The 15,988-nt window shown below is 47.7% G+C and carries 10 protein-coding genes and 1 riboswitch; of the genes, 3 read left to right on the top strand and 7 right to left on the bottom strand.

Features of this window, described 5'->3' with window-relative positions; genetic code table 11:
- Positions 1 to 97: 97 nt before the first annotated feature.
- Positions 98 to 751, bottom strand: coding sequence for a hypothetical protein (locus FHS56_RS08170; protein WP_166919552.1), 654 nt, complete (start codon positions 749 to 751; stop codon positions 98 to 100).
- Between the two features lie 76 nt (positions 752 to 827).
- The gene (gene metH / locus FHS56_RS08175) at positions 828 to 4,541 is read right to left on the bottom strand and encodes a methionine synthase (RefSeq protein ID WP_394352668.1); all 3,714 of its coding nucleotides are present in this window, start codon (positions 4,539 to 4,541) and stop codon (positions 828 to 830) included.
- Between the two features lie 101 nt (positions 4,542 to 4,642).
- A riboswitch (SAM riboswitch) is annotated at positions 4,643 to 4,756 on the bottom strand.
- A 75-nt stretch (positions 4,757 to 4,831) separates the two neighbouring features.
- Between metH and FHS56_RS08180 the strand changes: the two genes are divergently transcribed.
- Positions 4,832 to 5,659 (top strand): hypothetical protein, encoded by an 828-nt coding sequence (locus tag FHS56_RS08180; protein ID WP_166919556.1) that lies wholly within the window; start codon positions 4,832 to 4,834, stop codon positions 5,657 to 5,659.
- Here the strand turns inward: FHS56_RS08180 and FHS56_RS08185 are convergent.
- The 4 genes from FHS56_RS08185 to FHS56_RS08200 form a co-directional block, all read right to left on the bottom strand.
- The gene (locus tag FHS56_RS08185; RefSeq protein ID WP_166919558.1) at positions 5,656 to 5,865 is read right to left on the bottom strand and encodes a hypothetical protein; all 210 of its coding nucleotides are present in this window, start codon (positions 5,863 to 5,865) and stop codon (positions 5,656 to 5,658) included. The two genes, FHS56_RS08180 and FHS56_RS08185, sit on opposite strands and share 4 nt — an antisense overlap.
- A gap of 12 nt (positions 5,866 to 5,877) precedes the next feature.
- Positions 5,878 to 6,504, bottom strand: coding sequence for an L-threonylcarbamoyladenylate synthase (locus FHS56_RS08190; protein ID WP_166919560.1), 627 nt, complete (start codon positions 6,502 to 6,504; stop codon positions 5,878 to 5,880).
- Between the two features lie 127 nt (positions 6,505 to 6,631).
- Positions 6,632 to 8,458: an asparagine synthetase B family protein gene (locus FHS56_RS08195; protein ID WP_166919562.1), complete on the bottom strand. Its 1,827-nt coding sequence runs from the start codon at positions 8,456 to 8,458 to the stop codon at positions 6,632 to 6,634.
- A gap of 6 nt (positions 8,459 to 8,464) precedes the next feature.
- Positions 8,465 to 10,165, bottom strand: a complete 1,701-nt coding sequence (locus FHS56_RS08200) for a helix-hairpin-helix domain-containing protein (RefSeq protein ID WP_166919564.1) — start codon at positions 10,163 to 10,165, stop codon at positions 8,465 to 8,467.
- Positions 10,166 to 10,204: 39 nt separating this feature from the next.
- Between FHS56_RS08200 and FHS56_RS08205 the strand changes: the two genes are divergently transcribed.
- Positions 10,205 to 10,630: a hypothetical protein gene (locus tag FHS56_RS08205; RefSeq protein WP_166919566.1), complete on the top strand. Its 426-nt coding sequence runs from the start codon at positions 10,205 to 10,207 to the stop codon at positions 10,628 to 10,630.
- Between the two features lie 93 nt (positions 10,631 to 10,723).
- Here FHS56_RS08205 and FHS56_RS08210 read toward each other — a convergent pair whose 3' ends face one another.
- Positions 10,724 to 11,158, bottom strand: coding sequence for a thioredoxin family protein (locus tag FHS56_RS08210; RefSeq protein WP_166919568.1), 435 nt, complete (start codon positions 11,156 to 11,158; stop codon positions 10,724 to 10,726).
- Between the two features lie 250 nt (positions 11,159 to 11,408).
- On the opposite strand from FHS56_RS08210, the gene FHS56_RS08215 reads away from it, so the two are divergent.
- On the top strand, positions 11,409 to 15,983 hold the full coding sequence (locus FHS56_RS08215) for a PAS domain S-box protein (RefSeq protein WP_166919570.1): 4,575 nt from the start codon (positions 11,409 to 11,411) through the stop codon (positions 15,981 to 15,983).
- Positions 15,984 to 15,988 lie beyond the last annotated feature (5 nt).

Below are 15,988 nucleotides of genomic sequence, written 5' to 3' on the forward strand. Positions count from 1 at the left end.
AGGTGTGTACACGAAAAATGCTTTTGAAGTAAAAATACAAAAATCCCTCAAAACCCAGAAAGGTATTGAGGGAATTCATAGCTTGAAACTTTATGAATTAAGGTCTATAGGCAATCTCCAACACATGGATATTGCCCGACACCTCAGCCGTGGTCCCTCTACCATTGCCGGATTGGGGGTCTGAATACACTCTGTCAAAAGTTAATGTAAGTTTAAAAGAAAGCATTTCTTTGGCGGGGTCGTAAGAAAGCCTCTCGATAGTCACATTTTGTCCTCCTGATAATAAGAAAGCCTCGCCCTGCCAACGCTTAATTTTACCCTGCGTTTTTATATCGTGAGTTACTGTAAGATAGATGTATTCCACATCATCACGAGTAATGTTCGCCAGTGAACTCCCTTCTATAAACCCCATGTTCATTACCAACTTATCAAGAAAATTTGAATTTACTAAATTTAAATATACTTCTGGGGGGTAGCCCTGTCCGGGAGATTTAAATTCAAGGTAAGGTCTTTCGAAATTGTACTTAACAACCAATGTATCGGGCGCGGGAGTTCCGCCTACGGGGGTACCGTCAGCGTAATAAGCATCGCGTAGCACTACTTTTACTTCGCCCACATCGAATAAAAAAGAATTGTTATTCTGTCCATCTTCTGGAATAGGAATACCTGGGTCTCCTTTATCACCTTTGCAGGCAGTAAGCAGTAGCGCCATGAGAGTCAAAGGAGCCAAAGCATAAAAAAGCCTTTTCATGGTTTTAGTAATTTAGGGTTGAACAAAGATAAAAGCAGCAAAATTCATGCCTTAAACTTACACGCCTCCCACTTTTCTATTCACTCAGATAAGGACGCAACCATTTTTCCATTTCTTTTAAATTCAATCCTTTACGTTCAGCGTAGTCTTGAAGCTGGTCCACAGCAATCTTACCTATTCCAAAATAATGTGCTTGGGGGTGTGCCAAATACCATCCGCTTACCGAAGCAGCAGGATACATGGCATAGCTTTCGGTAAGACGCATGCCCAACTTCACCTCTGCATCAAGCAAATCAAAGATTGCTCGTTTCTCTGTATGGTCGGGGCAGGCAGGGTAGCCTGCAGCCGGACGAATGCCTTGATATTTCTCGGCAATGATGTCTTCCATAGAAAGATTTTCGTTGGGGGCATATGCCCAAAATTCGCGTCTTATGCGCGCGTGCAATAGCTCAGCGAAAGCTTCCGCCAATCGGTCTGCCAGTGCTTTAGCCATGATAGCACGGTAATCGTCATGCTGTGCTTCCAGCTGCTGCACCCATTCATCTAAGCCAATGCCGGTAGTTACAGCAAAGCAGCCGATGTAATCAAGGCGCCCGGTGGATATGGGGGCTACAAAGTCGGCTAAAGATAAATTGGGTAGCCCCTCTGCCTTTTTCTTCTGCTCACGCAACATGTGAAATACTGTTTTCAAGGGCAAAGGCAAGGGCGTGCCGGCATAAGTAGTTTCACCGGCGGAGGTGCCTTGTGTGTCATACACTACAATATCATCGCCTACTGCATTGGCAGGCAACAAGGCAAAAGCAGCATGGGCTTTCAGGCGTTTCTGCTGTATGATTTCGTCAAGCATACAGCGAGCATCAAGCAACAGTTTGCGGGCTTCCTGCCCATAGGTTGCATCTTCCAAGATGGCAGGGTATTTCCCTTTCAACTCCCACGTCCAAAAGAAGGGTGTCCAATCTATATAGGCGGCTATTTCCTCCAGTGGATAATCCATGAGATAATGCACTCCCAATTTTTTAGGCTCATAGAGGGGTGCCTGTGTCCAATCTATTTTTAAGCGATTGGCACGTGCCGCTTCTATGGGTAAGAGGTCTTTGGTGTGCTGCTTGCGTTCATATTGCTTGCGAAGCCCCTCATATTCCTGACGTATTTGCTCGACAAAAGACGCTCTTTCTTCGCTCAACAAAGCACTGACCACAGGCACGCTGCGTCCGGCATCCAACACGTGCACCACAGGGGCGCTGTAATGGGGTGCTATTTTTACAGCGGTGTGTGCCCGCGAGGTGGTAGCTCCCCCTATGAGCAAGGGCACACACATGCCCTCGCGCTCCAACTCTTTGGCTACATGTACCATCTCATCAAGACTGGGGGTTATCAAGCCGCTCAGCCCGATGATGTCCACCTTGTGTTTTTTTGCCTCTTCTATGATTTTGTTCGCGGGCACCATAACTCCTAAGTCAATGATTTCGTAGTTGTTACATGCCAAGACTACCCCCACGATGTTTTTTCCTATGTCGTGCACATCTCCCTTGACAGTAGCCAGCAGTATTTTACCGGCGGCGCTGCCATTCGGGTTTTGGCGTTTTTCTGCTTCGAGAAAAGGAATCAAATACGCTACCGATTTTTTCATGACTCGGGCGCTCTTTACCACCTGTGGTAAGAACATTTTGCCTGCCCCAAACAAATCTCCCACGATGCGCATGCCATCCATCAAAGGACCTTCAATGACCTTTAACGGCGAAACATATTTTTGTCGAGCTTCTTCGGTGTCTGCTTCGATGTAGTCGGTGATGCCTTTGATTAAAGCGTACTTTAATCGCTCTTCCACGCTTGCCTCGCGCCATGCTTCGGTTTGCTTAGCAGCCTGTGCACCATCATTTTTCAAGGTTTCGGCAAAGGCGATGAGGCGTTCGGTGGCGTCGGGGCGGCGATTCCATAAAACGTCCTCCACATGTTCGAGCAGGTCTTTGGGTATTTCCTCATACACTTCTATCATGCCGGCATTGACAATGCCCATATCCAAGCCCGCACGAATGGCTTTGTATAAAAAAGCCGAATGCATGGCTTCGCGCACACGGTCGTTGCCACGGAAAGCAAAAGACACATTGCTGATTCCCCCGCTGGTTTTGGCATATGGCAAGTTCTTCTTAATCCACTCCACTGCGCGCACGAAGTCCACGGCATAATTGGCGTGCTCGGCAATGCCGGTGCCCACAGTCAATACGTTGGGGTCGAAAATGATGTCTTCGGGGGGGAAGTTCAGACGCTCGGTAAGCAGACGGTAAGCCCGCTCACAGATTTCTATACGACGCTCGTAGGTGTCGGCTTGTCCCTGCTCATCGAAAGCCATCACTACCACAGCGGCTCCATAACGGCGTGCCAGTCGAGCACGACGCAAAAATTCTTCTTCTCCGTCTTTTAGCGAGAGCGAATTGACCACCGCTTTTCCTTGCACACATTTCAAACCTGCTTCCAAGACGCTCCACTTCGAAGAGTCTATCATCACAGGTACACGAGCAATATCGGGCTCCGAAGCGATGAGATGCAGGAAGTGGGTCATGGCAGCTTCGGCATCGAGCATGCCTTCGTCCATGTTGATGTCGATGACTTGGGCGCCATTTTCCACCTGCTGACGTGCTATTGCCAATGCCGCTTCATAGTTGCCTTCACAAATCAGGCGGGCAAATTTGCGGGAACCGGCTACGTTGGTGCGCTCGCCTATGTTCACAAAACCAGTTACCTCGTTGACATAAAGAGGCTCCAAGCCGCTAAGAGCTGTCAGGTGCTTTTTGGCAGGACGCCGACGCGGCGCATAGCGCTGTGCCAAGTCGGCAATGAGGCGTATATGCTCGGGTGTGGTTCCACAGCACCCCCCAATAATGTTGAGCCATCCTTCACGCAGAAAGTCTTCCACCATTTGCCCCATGATTTCGGGCGTATGGTCGTATTTTCCAAAGGCATTGGGCAAGCCCGCATTGGGATGTGCAGAAGTAAAGAAAGGCGCCTGCTTGGCAAGCGTTTCCACATAAGGACGCATCAAATCAGCCCCTAAGGCACAATTCAAGCCTATGCTTAGCAGGGGGTAGTGCGAAAGGGATATCAAAAATGCCTCTACGGTTTGCCCCGAGAGAGTACGTCCGCTGGCATCGGTGATGGTGCCCGAAACCATCACAGGTAAAGGCGCCTTGCCGGTATCTTCAAAATATTTTTCAATGGCAAAAAGAGCCGCCTTGGCATTCAGGGTATCAAATACCGTTTCTACTAGAAGCAAGTCAACTCCACCTTCTACCAACCCACGCACCTGCTCATAGTAGGCATCCACGAGGGTGTCGAAGGTGATGGCTCGATATGCCGGACGGTTCACATCGGGCGAAAGCGAAGCGGTACGGTTGGTAGGTCCTATAGAACCTGCCACCCAGCGGGGCTTATCGCTAAAACGGGCAGCAACTTCCTTTGCCAAGCGGGCGGCTTCATAGTTCAGCTCATACACCAGTTCTTGCAAATGGTAGTCGGCTTGCGAGATAGAAGTGCTGTTAAAGGTGTTGGTTTCGATGATGTCGGCACCCGCTTGCAGGTACTTCTCATGAATTTCCCGTATAATGTGGGGCTGTGTCAAAGATAAAAGGTCGTTGTTTCCCTTGAGCTCATGGGGAAAGTCACGGAAGCGCTCGCCACGATAATCGGCTTCGGTAAGTCCGTAGCGCTGAATCATGGTGCCCATGGCACCGTCCAGCACCAAGATACGCTCTTGCAGTGCTTTTTCAATAGGATGTGCATCCATAGCTGTCATTCTGGTTAAAGTAAAAAACAAACTCTTTTCTGTTCAGCAAGCAGAAACAAGAGAGAATAAAACAGACTTATACACAGAAAAATCAGCGACGGCTCGAAGCTGACTTATCTTTCCCTCACCAAACGGAAGAGGGTGGGAATTAGCACCTTATGCACGGGCGTGCATGGTTGCTAAGACGTCAACGGCCCCATTGCCTCGGTCTTTCCGGATAAGTCGTTCCAACAAATGTACAGGCTTTTATTGAAAGGTAGAAATTTGAATTGCCTTATTTTTATCAAAAGCCTTCGAACATGAGCACTTTATGGAAGTGGCTGCGTGCCTTGAGTCTCGATGTGTGCCTAAGTGCCTGTGCTGTCTTATATGCCTTTGGTTATGAGTCAGGGCAACCCCTTAGGCAGTTTCCCCCTTATCTTATATTAGTCATTTCGGTGTGGATACTCTACACCGCCGACCATCTGTGGGATGCTCTGCGCATACAACACTGTGCCCACACCTTCCGCCATAGGGTGCATCAGCGTTTTTTTAAGCGCTTTGTGCTTGCTGTTGGCATTCTTTTGTTGATAGACATGGGGCTTTTGTGGCAGTGGGCACCGCTTCCGGTCGTTTACAGCGGCTTATACTTGGGTTTCTTTTCTGCCATACATTTTGCTTTAGAGCTACTGCCCTACCACTGGGTGGACATAAGCAAAGAACTGCGGGTAGCGCTCATCTATGTAGCAGGTGCCAGCTTGTGGCATTGGGCGCCCCTTGTTCCTTCGGGCTATAGCTCTGGTTTTTGGGTGTTGGGCATCAGTTTTCTCCTGCTGGCATGGTGCAACTTACTTATCATAGCTGCCTACGAACGACATTCTGACCAACAAGACGGGCAACGGTCTTTGGCACAAAGGCTCCCTGAGGCGTCATTACGCCGCCTCATCTATGCCCTGCTTGGCTTGGCTGCGGTAATATCGGCAGCCTTATGGCAGCGACTTTTATTGATGCTGGTGCTTTGGTGCATGAATCTTACGCTATTGGCGGTTTTGCTTTTTCCCTCTTTCTTTGCAAAAAAAGAGCGCTATCGCATTGTCAGCGACAGCGCTTTTCTGTATCCTTTACTACTTCTGCCGGCAAGCCTCTAAAGGTTTTTGATTTGGTCGGGTGCACGGCTCTCAAATAAGCTAATCAGCTCATAGTCGGCAGTCAGCAGTTTTACACACACTCTTTCAAAGAAAACAGCTCCGTTGAGCATCAAATAAAATTCATATGCCTGTTCAAAACGGCTGAAACGGTGAATAAACAGCGTTTTACCTTGGTCTATGGATACCACCTTCACAATAAACTGCATGCTGTCGGCGACCTATAAGTACATGGAAATATCACCTGCTCCTTCTCTGATTACTTCTATTTCTCCATTGGAACAATCCACAATGGTAGAGGGGACGTTATTGCCTGCGCCTCCGTCAATCACGATATCGACCAAATGCTTAAAGCGTTCATAGATTTCTTCGGGGTCAGTAGTGTATTCTATGATTTCATCTTCATCATGAATGGATGAGGTGATGATAGGATTGCCCAGCTGCTGCACTATCATGCGGGGTATGGGATTGTCCGGCACACGAATGCCCACCGTATTGCGCTTGTAAAGGACGCCATCGGGTGCTTTGCTGTTAGCTGGCAGAATGAAGGTAAAAGGTCCGGGCAAGGCTTTTTTCATGATTTTAAAAATAGGCGTTTCCACCTTGGCGTACTCGGCAATATGACTCAGGTCATGACAGATAAAAGAGAGACGGGCTTTTTGGGGTTCTACTCCTTTGATTCTGCACAAACGCTCCACCGCCTGCTTTTTGTGGATGTCGCAACCAATACCATAAACCGTATCGGTAGGATAAATGATTACGCCGCCCTCTTTCAAGCACTCCACTACCTTCCGTATTTTGCGCTCTTCGGGGTTTTGTGGGTGTATTTTCAACAATTCTGCTGCCATAAGCGTTGTGTTTAAAGTGAATGTTGGAATTGAGTTGAATCCTTAGATAAGCTAAGGAATTTTGATGTGAAAAACAATGCATGCTGGCGGCTTTTTCCAAAAATAGCTCCCAAATAAACTTTTACTCTCATAAAGAACACAAAAAGGCGTTCATCTGCAGCACCGCCCACAGTTCATGCGTATAGTCATCGTGCCGGCGAAGGTGCTGTTTCCACAAGGAATGCACCTTCGAAAAATTTATGTATTCGTAAACGGGCGCTTGTGCATCTTCGAAGACAAGCCACAAAGAAGCGGTAGCGGTCTGACGCATCCAGTCGCCCAAAGGAATGCCAAAACCTTCTTTTTTGCGCTTGGCAACCGCTTTCAATTCGGGAGCTAAACGCAGCAAAAGGGCTTTCAATATCCATTTTTTGCCTTTAGAAAGCAAAACAGACACAGGTAGCTCGCGCAGCCAATGCAAGATGAAAGGCATCAGATAAGGCACTCGCACTTCTACAGCATGACGCCCAGCATAATAGTCTTGTGAGGCAAGCAACACTTGGGGCAAATAAAAATCACGGTCAAACTGCAGGGCATCCGCTAAGGTGTGCAGCGGCGGCAAATGCTCCGACAAAGGGGAAGGCAAACGCAACGAAGCCCATTCATAATAAAGGTGCTCGGGTGAGGCATCGGCTAAAGGAAGCAGCCATTTTTTTATTTGACGCACGCGGTCGTGAATAAAAGGTATTTTAGCCACCCATGGCTTGGCAATTTTAGCCATCTGGCGATACAAGGCAGGATTATTCAACCAATAAAACCACGCCCGATGACGCTCATAGCCGCCCCACCACTCATCTGCTCCACTACCACTCAACACACAGCGGCTCAAGGCAGCCGTTTGTGCTGCCAATGCATCTATCAAGGCAGTCGCCGGGTCGGCAATAGGCTGGTCGGCAAGTTGCCAGAAAGTAGGCAGTTGTTCAAGAAAATCATCTCGTTTTATGATTACGGGCTGCCACTCTGCTCGAAAATAGCGCGCTACTTTTTGAGCATAAACGGCATCCTGAGTAGCCGTGGGCTGTTTCCTACGATTTTCGGGCACAATCGTGAATGCAGGCACCGCCGTTTTGCCTTCTTCGCGCAAAAGTGCCAGCAGCAGCGAAGAGTCCACTCCACCGCTAAGCCATACCGCCGGATTGCCTACCCTACTTTGCATAACTACTGCCTCCAAGAGCCAAGCATGGGCAGTTTCTACCATTTGAGTGTCGTTAAGGTGGGGATATGTAAATCGCACAGGATTCCAATCGTCCAGCCGCTCTTTGTGGTGTTCGAGCAGCATTCGAGGATGAAGCGGCAAATGCCATACACCCGCCGGTAAGGTTTTGATTTCCCTGAAAAAAGTTTTTCCTACTTCTGGTGCCCGAAAACGCCAATAGTGTTGGATTTGCTGCGGACAGGGTGTCAAACGGCACAAACCACTTGCCTGAATCGCCTTTATCTCCGAAGCAATGACAAGGTAACGTTCATCTTCATAGTAATAGAGCGGCTTGATAAGTTGCTCATCGCGCCCCATCAACAAGCGATTGTGCACTTGGTCATAAGCTACCCATGCATACATACCCTCTAAGGTAGGCACTGTTTCTTCGTGAAGCCGGGCATGCAGGCAACGCCAGAGCAATTCAGTATCGGAAGGCGTATGATGCAGCGAAAAATGCTGGCTCAGCTTGGTGGTATTGTATATTTGTCCGTTGTAAACCAAGTAAAGAGGATAAGTAGGGTTGCAGACTGGCTGCCGAGGGGCATTTTCATAAAAACTCAAGAGCGTATGCCCCATAAATAGCTGTCCATGCGTAAGCTTAAGCTTCAGCCAATGAGCATCGTCAGGACCCCGATTTGCCAAGCGGCGAAGCATCTGCCGCATAGGTTGTTCGTCGAGGCGGGCATACTTGTCCCATATAACCGCGATACCACACATAAGGGCTTATGCCTTTTGTGCAAAAAAGTCTAAAAAATCATGGCAGTTCAAGCAGTTAAGACAAACCTCTTTCAGCATTCCCCCTTTTCGCGCCAGCTGCAGCCCCCACTCCATGTATTCCAGCTCTTCGCAGCTATGTGCATCAGGCGTAATCAATAACTTTACCCCCTGCTCCATGGCATAAAAAATCCATTCCCAATCTAAATCTGAACGCGAGGGAGTAGCATTCACTTCTATTGCCACTTTGTGTTCGGCGCATGCCCGCACGATGGCTTCCATGTCGAGAGGGTAACCGTCACGGGCAAGCAAAATGCGACCGGTTAGGTGTCCCAAAATATGCACATGAGGGTTGGCAATGGCTTTCAATAGCCGTTGTGTTGCCTTCTGGCGATTCATAGAAAGCCCCGAATGGATGGAAGCAATTACAAAGTCGAACTGTGCCAAAAAATCGTCGGAGAAATCCAAGCTGCCATCTGCTAAGATGTCCACCTCGATGCCTTTTAGCAAACGGAAATCCGTGAGTTGTCTGTTGATGCGCTCGATTTCTTGCCATTGTTGGCGCACCCGTTCTTCACTGAGCCCGTTGGCGTAAAAAGCCGACTGCGAGTGGTCGGTGATACCTAAATATTCATAGCCCAGACGACGGGCATGCTCTGCCATTTCCATTAAGGAGTTTTTGCCGTCGCTGTAGGTAGTATGTGCATGCACCACTCCCCGCAGGTCTTGGCGCTCCACAAGGCGGTCGAGTGTGTATTTCTGAGCCCATTCCCACTCGTGCTTCCCTTCCCGCATCTCCGGGATAATGTAAGGGACACCCAAATGTGCATAGATAGCCTGTTCCGAAGGGGCAGAAGGCATACTGAGCGCAGCTTGAAGTAAGGTCTGTCCATGTACATGGTGCGCCAAATGCGCTTCGGTTGCCGTAAGCATCAAATGCATAAAAGCGCGCTGCTCTGGCATGACGGCATGCACTTCTACGGGTATGTGGTAGTGCCGGTCTATGCCACGCCAACAGAAAAGCCCACTGTTTTCAGGAATTTCTTCTAAGCGCTCTATGGTGCGCAGACAAGCATGCAAAGCCGCAGGCGATTCCACGAGCACCATCAATTCAATACTTGAAATCACCGGTTCTTTGCGCGCCAATGCGCCCACTGGACTTGCTTCGGTTTTCAAACGCTCTTTTATTTCCTTTTGTATGTCAAGAGCTACTGCCGCCGCTTGCAGCCACAACAGCTTGCCCTGGGTTTGTTTCAAAAAAGCGATGCCCTCCAAGATAGCCTGCTGTGTCTTTTCGCCCATTCCCGGTAAGCGTGCCAATTTACCTTCTAAACAAGCTTGCTCTAAGCTTTGGAGCGAGTCGATACCCAATTCCTCCCATAAGCGCTTGATTTTCTTCACTCCCAGCCCCTTGATTCGAAAAAGGTCCAGCAAACCTTTTGGAGTACGCTCCAGCAGCTCGTCCAACTCTTTGAAACTGCCTGAGGCTGTTATTTCTTTTATCTTTTCGGCAATGCTTTTACCAATGCCCGGAAGTTTGATAAGCTCGGCAACAGGCAAGTCTGCCAATGGTTCTTCTTGCTTCTCTATGCGGAATGCTGCCGCATGATAAACCCGTGCCTTCTGCTCTACACCATGCAATTCAAGCAATTGAGCATATAATTCCAATTGATGCGCTATAGCCCGGTTGTCCATATCTATTGGATTCATTAACTTAACTTTTGTAAAGTACAACCAATTAGAATCCTCATGCAAAGCTTACCCCAAAAAATCATTATCTGGAGCTTTCTCAGCTATCTTTGGATGCTTGGAACTGCTCATCAATGTAGTAAAAAAAGCCAACAAAACACCTCTGTAGCGCAAGACAACAGCTATCAAAGCATGCTTTTTCAAACGGAGTGGGTGCATGCCCGCGAACAAGACCAAAACGGTATGGAAGTATATGTAAAAGAAGGCAGTAAATTGCCCCCGGCTCGCTTTCGTGAGCGCATGAAATTCGACGAAGACGGCACCTTCCACTGGCTGATGCTTGCCCCCAACGATGCACACAAAATGAACAAAGGCAGCTGGGAAAAAATAGATAACAATAAAGTGAGGGTACGCATCGACGATAAACAATGGACTATTGAGTTCAAAGAGATAAGCCCCGAACGAATAGTGATTATCCGGCAGTGAAAAAGAAATCTCGACGGAACAAAAAAGAGCGGATGCCTCTACTCCAAGTCATCCGCTTTTTGAGTGGTCTGCCGCCTATGGCATAAGGTGCGGCTACTTTATCTTTTTCAGGATTTGCTCCATCACATACAGAAAATGGTCAGGGGCATGATAGCCAATCACTTTTTCTACCAATCGCCCTTCCGAGTTGAAAAAGTAAATGCTTGGATACGCTTGTACGCGGTATTTGTCTGCCAACCCTATGCCTTCTCCTTTTTCTGCATTCACGCGGTAAGCAATATAGTGTTTATTGGCAAAGTCGCCGACTTCTTTATTGCGAAAGGTGTTTTTCTCAAGCATCTTGCAAGGTCCGCACCAATCGGTATAGAAATCCACAAAGAAGGGCTTCCCTGTCTTTTTGGCTTCGTTCAAAAGCTCTTGCCAAGACCCTTCAAAAAACACAATTCCTGCGGTACTGTGTTGTGCGTAGGCTTCTGCCCCTATCAACAAGCACAAACCCAGTACTAAGTAAACAAGTTTTCTTTTCATAGTTTTCGCTTTTTTCTTCTTAAAAACTAAGCACAAACCAAAACAGTGCCACAACTAAGCCCGTAGTAAATATACAATAGTTTTTTGAGAAAAAACATTCAAACAAATGGCTGTTTTTCTCAAAACTACTGCCTTCGGTGTAGCCTGTAGAGGGAATTCTTTGCGGAAGGCTACTGCCACAAGGCAGCAATTCTCTATTTTTTCCTTATCTTAGGGTTTATGGATGCGAAAGTTAATTCGAGTATAGAATATGATACAAAAAATAAGACAACTGAGCCTGAAACAAAAGCTGGCAATATTGTTTGGTGTCATGCTTTTGATGATTCTGAGCAGCTACTCGGTCGTTTTTTGGCAAAGTATGAAACTGCGCAAAGATGCTGGAACCATTGAGCTTTCGCGCAGCAATGAACGCCTCCTACGAGAAACTACCTTTTATGCTACGCTCATACTAAACGAAGAAATAGAGGCAAAAAGGGAGCTGCAAAAAAATATAGAACAATACAGCCAGAACCTCAACCTCTTGGACAAAGGGGGAGTCGTGCAAGTACAAACCGAGCGCATTCGTGTTTTACCTCTTGAAGGTGCCAAACGGGTCGTTTTAGATAAGCTTAAACGGCAATGGAGCAGTTATCGCAGTGAACTGCAGGTGTTGCTCGAACGGCAGGTGGTTTTGGACACCATCGTCAATGAACAACAAATGAAAGCTCCAACCGAAGTGTTTGAGGGCTTCGAAGAAGTGCAAACTATAGTGTTGGAAACCGTAGCCCCCAAGGTAGAAAAAAAGCGAAACCCCGAAGTAGAGCGTGCCTTCCAAAACATCGTAGAACAATACCCAGCACTTCAAGAAAGCCATCACCAATTAACGGAGCTGCTGGTGCAAGACTATATCAAGCGCCAATTCCTTATTCGCTTAGCGATGATACTGGGGGCTCTGGGGCTGCTGAGCCTATGTGTGATAGGTTACCTTTATTTCAGCCGGGGTTTCATCAAACCCATAGAGACATTCAGCCGCAGCGCTTTCGAGCTGGCACAAGGAAATGTGGAAAAGAAAGTATTGTATGAATCGAATGACGAATTGGGCAAGCTGGCAGAACACCTCAACGCACTTGCCACAGGCTTGCGCGAAATTACACACTTCACCGAACAACTGAGAAAAAGAAATTTTGATTTTGACTTCAGTCCACGCAGTCCCAAAGACATGCTGGGGCAGTCGCTCGTAGAGCTGCGCGAACAATTGCGCCAACTTGCCGAGGAGGAAAAGCGCCGCCAATGGGCAAACGAAGGATTCGCTCAATTGATTGGCATTCTGCGCGAATATGCCAACGACAGTGAAGAGCTGGCATACCAAGTCATTGCTTCGCTGGTGAAATATCTGGGCGCAGACCAAGGCGGCTTGTTCATACTCGAAGAAGACAAGGCAGGCAATCGCTATCTTGAACTCAAAGCCGCCTTTGCTTACAACCAACGCAAATACCTACAAAAAAGACTCGAATTGGGGCAGAGCCTCGTGGGACAGGCAGTGCTCGAAAAAGACACTTTACACTTAGACAAACTCCCCCAAGATTATCTCGAGATTTCATCTGGTTTAGGTGAAGCCACCCCCAAGAACCTACTGATAGTGCCTTTAGTGGACCATGAAGAAACTTATGGTGCCATAGAAATCGCCTCGTTCAAGAAATTTGAAGCATATGAGGTCGAGTTTGTGCAAAAAGTTTCGGAAAACATAGCTTCTACCATCGCCACGCTCAAGCGTACTGCCCGCATGAACAGGCTGCTCGAAGAGTCGAAGGAAGCCGCCGAACAAATGCGCAAGCAAGAACAAGTCATGCGCAAGAGTATGGAAAAGCTAGCGCAGACACAGCAAGAAATGGAACGCAGCAAGCAGGAGCTTGAGCATATGAAAGAGAACCTAGAGCGGCAAGTGCGCCAACGCACCATAGAACTGCAAGAGAAAGAAGCGCAGTTGTCCGAAGCCCTGCGTTTGGCTAACCTCGCCCCTTGGAAACTCGACATAGAGCAAGAAGTAATCATTGCCAATGAACACCTCTACAACCTGCTCAAAACTAACCGGGAAGTAGAAAATGGCTATCAGCTGCCCACTGCCCGCTTCCTCAATAAATTTGTTGTAGAGGAAGACCGCAAGATGGTCGCCGACATCTTAGCCGAAGCCATCAAAACCCCAGACGTCAATTATGAAGGCTTTACCGAATTCCGCATCCGTCAAAGCGATGGTGAAATACGCTACGTAACGCTTTCCATTAAAAAAGAGCTAAATGTCAACCGCGGCAAGGTGCTTTTCCTCTACGGTACCATCCAAGACATCACCCGCCAAAAACGCATCGAAGACCGCATCCGCCAGCAAAACGAAGAACTCGAACGCCAAAAAACAGAACAAGAGAAGTTTGTTGCCATCATCGACAACACCACTGACTTGATTCTAATGACCGACTTACAATACCATATCAATTACTCCAACAAAATCAGTGAGAAGCAATACGGTATCACGCCAACTAAAGGGGCGCGCCTGCAAGATTTGTTCGAAAAAACCGAATGGAAGCGCTTCATCCAACAAGCCATCCCACAAGCCTTAGAAAAAGGATTTTGGGAAGGCGAGTTGGAAATCATCAGCCAGCGCACTTTCTTACCCGTGTACTGTGTGGGCAACGTCATTGCCGTACGCGACAACCGGGGCGAAATCGTCGCCTTGGCTCTTATTCTACGCGACATTACCGAAAAGCAAAAGATAGAAAAAGAGCGCGAGTTGGAAAGCGCCCGTATGCGTGCCATCTTGGAGAGCACAGAAGATGAAATCGTTGCCGTGGACGAACACTTCCATATCATTTCGTTCAATACTCGCTGGGCTGATTTCATGCGAAGAGAAACAGGTACCACCCCTACCATAGGGCAACACATTTTCAACGACTTTGAATACAAGCGCCCGCAGTTGAAAGCCCAACTCGAAGAGGACTTCAAGCGTGCACTCGAAAAAGGTACCTTCTCGAAAATAGACATCCACAAGGACATCAAAGCAGTAGAGCTCAGCAAAAAGAAAAAACAAACCGAAATCATAGAGCACGAACACTACTTCCTTCGCTTCTATAACCCCATGTATGACAAAGCTGGTAAACTAACCGGCATCGTTTGCTTCACCAAAGACATCACAGAACAAAAACTGGCTGAAAAAGCCATACAAAAAAGTGAGCAGCGCCTCAAAGCCATCTCGGAAGCTACCACAGAAGGCATTGTCATACATGACAAAGGATTCATTAAAGATGTAAACAGTGCTTTTTGCCGAATTTCCGGCTACTCTGAACAAGAGCTTTTCGGGCAATATTTCTTTGACTACTTGGACCCTGAAAGCAAAGCCTTGGCAATCATCAATATGCAATTGGGTTATGCTAAGCCCTTCGAAGCAGTGCTTATCAACAAAGCCGGCGAGGGCATTCCCATAGAAATCCACAACAAAGTGCACGAATATGCCGGGCAACGCATCCGCATATTCTCAGTGCGCGATATCTCTATACAAAAAGAAGTGCAAGAAGAGCTACGCAAGTCGAAAGACATGCTGCAGAAAATCATAGATACACTGCCAAACAGTATCTTTTGGAAAGACCGCAACTCTGTTTATTTAGGATGCAACCAGCGTTTCTTGCAAATCATCGGCGCCAAGAGTATAGATGACATCATCGGCAAAACCGATTACGACCTGTGGGACGAGCACGAGGCTGAATTCTACATTGCCTCTGACCAAAAAGTAATGGAAACCGGCATCCCCGAAATAGACATACTACAGTCTATTGTGCAAGCAGACGGCAAGCAAATATGGCTACGTGTAAGCAAAATACCATTTACCGACAACGAGGGTAATGTGATTGGTGTCATAGGCACCTACCAAGACATTACCGAGCAAAAAGAAAACGAAGAAGCCATCATCGAAAGCAAAGAGCGCCTGCGTCAACAAATAGAAATCATTACTACTTTGGGGGCACAGCGTGTAGATGAAGAGGGGCTACGCGCCTTTGCCCAAGAGGTAACCAAAGCCGTTGCCAACACTATCAATGTAGCACGGGTGAGTGTGTGGGAATACCAAGACGGACAACTCAAGTGTGTGGATGTGTATGACCGCACAGTAGACCGCCACTCTTCTGGGAAAATATTGTTGGAAGAGAAAGCACCCAAGTTCTTCAAAACACTGAAAGAAGAACCCGTCATAGTGGCAGAGTATGCCCAAGTGGACCCACGCACCAAAGAGCTGACTATGGAATATCTGGCAGCTGCCAGCATCACTTCGCTGCTGTGTTATCCTATTCGCATAGGCAATCGTTTGAAGGGGATGATTGTTTGTGAACATGTGCGCACACCTCGCGAATGGCACATCGAAGAACAAAGCTTCGTTACATCTATGATGGACCTGCTGAGCCTGCGCATGGAAGAAATCGAACGCCAACAAATAGAAAAAGCCATGCGCGCCGTGCTGCGCCTGAGCGAACAGCTCATAGAGCAACGTACTTTGCCCATTGCCACTTTGGACCTCGGCACCCGCCTGCTCAACTTCAACAAAGGTTTCCGTCAAGAGATAGAGAGCATCTATGCCGTAGGCATTGAGAAGCGTGCCGCCTTACTCAACCTGATTCCTATTGAAGCCGACCGCAAGGCAATAGAAGAAATACTAAACGAGGTAATGAAAGAACGACGCAGCCTCTTCCGGAAAATTACCCTTGGGCGTAGACACATAGACGTGATTGTCAATGTAGAGCCTATCATTGACGAAAACGACGACATACTGGGTTTTGCCTTTTCGTTCCGACAAGAACCACAAAACTAAGCACA

This window comes from Thermonema lapsum (assembly GCF_011761635.1).
Lineage (GTDB): Bacteria > Bacteroidota > Bacteroidia > Cytophagales > Thermonemataceae > Thermonema > Thermonema lapsum.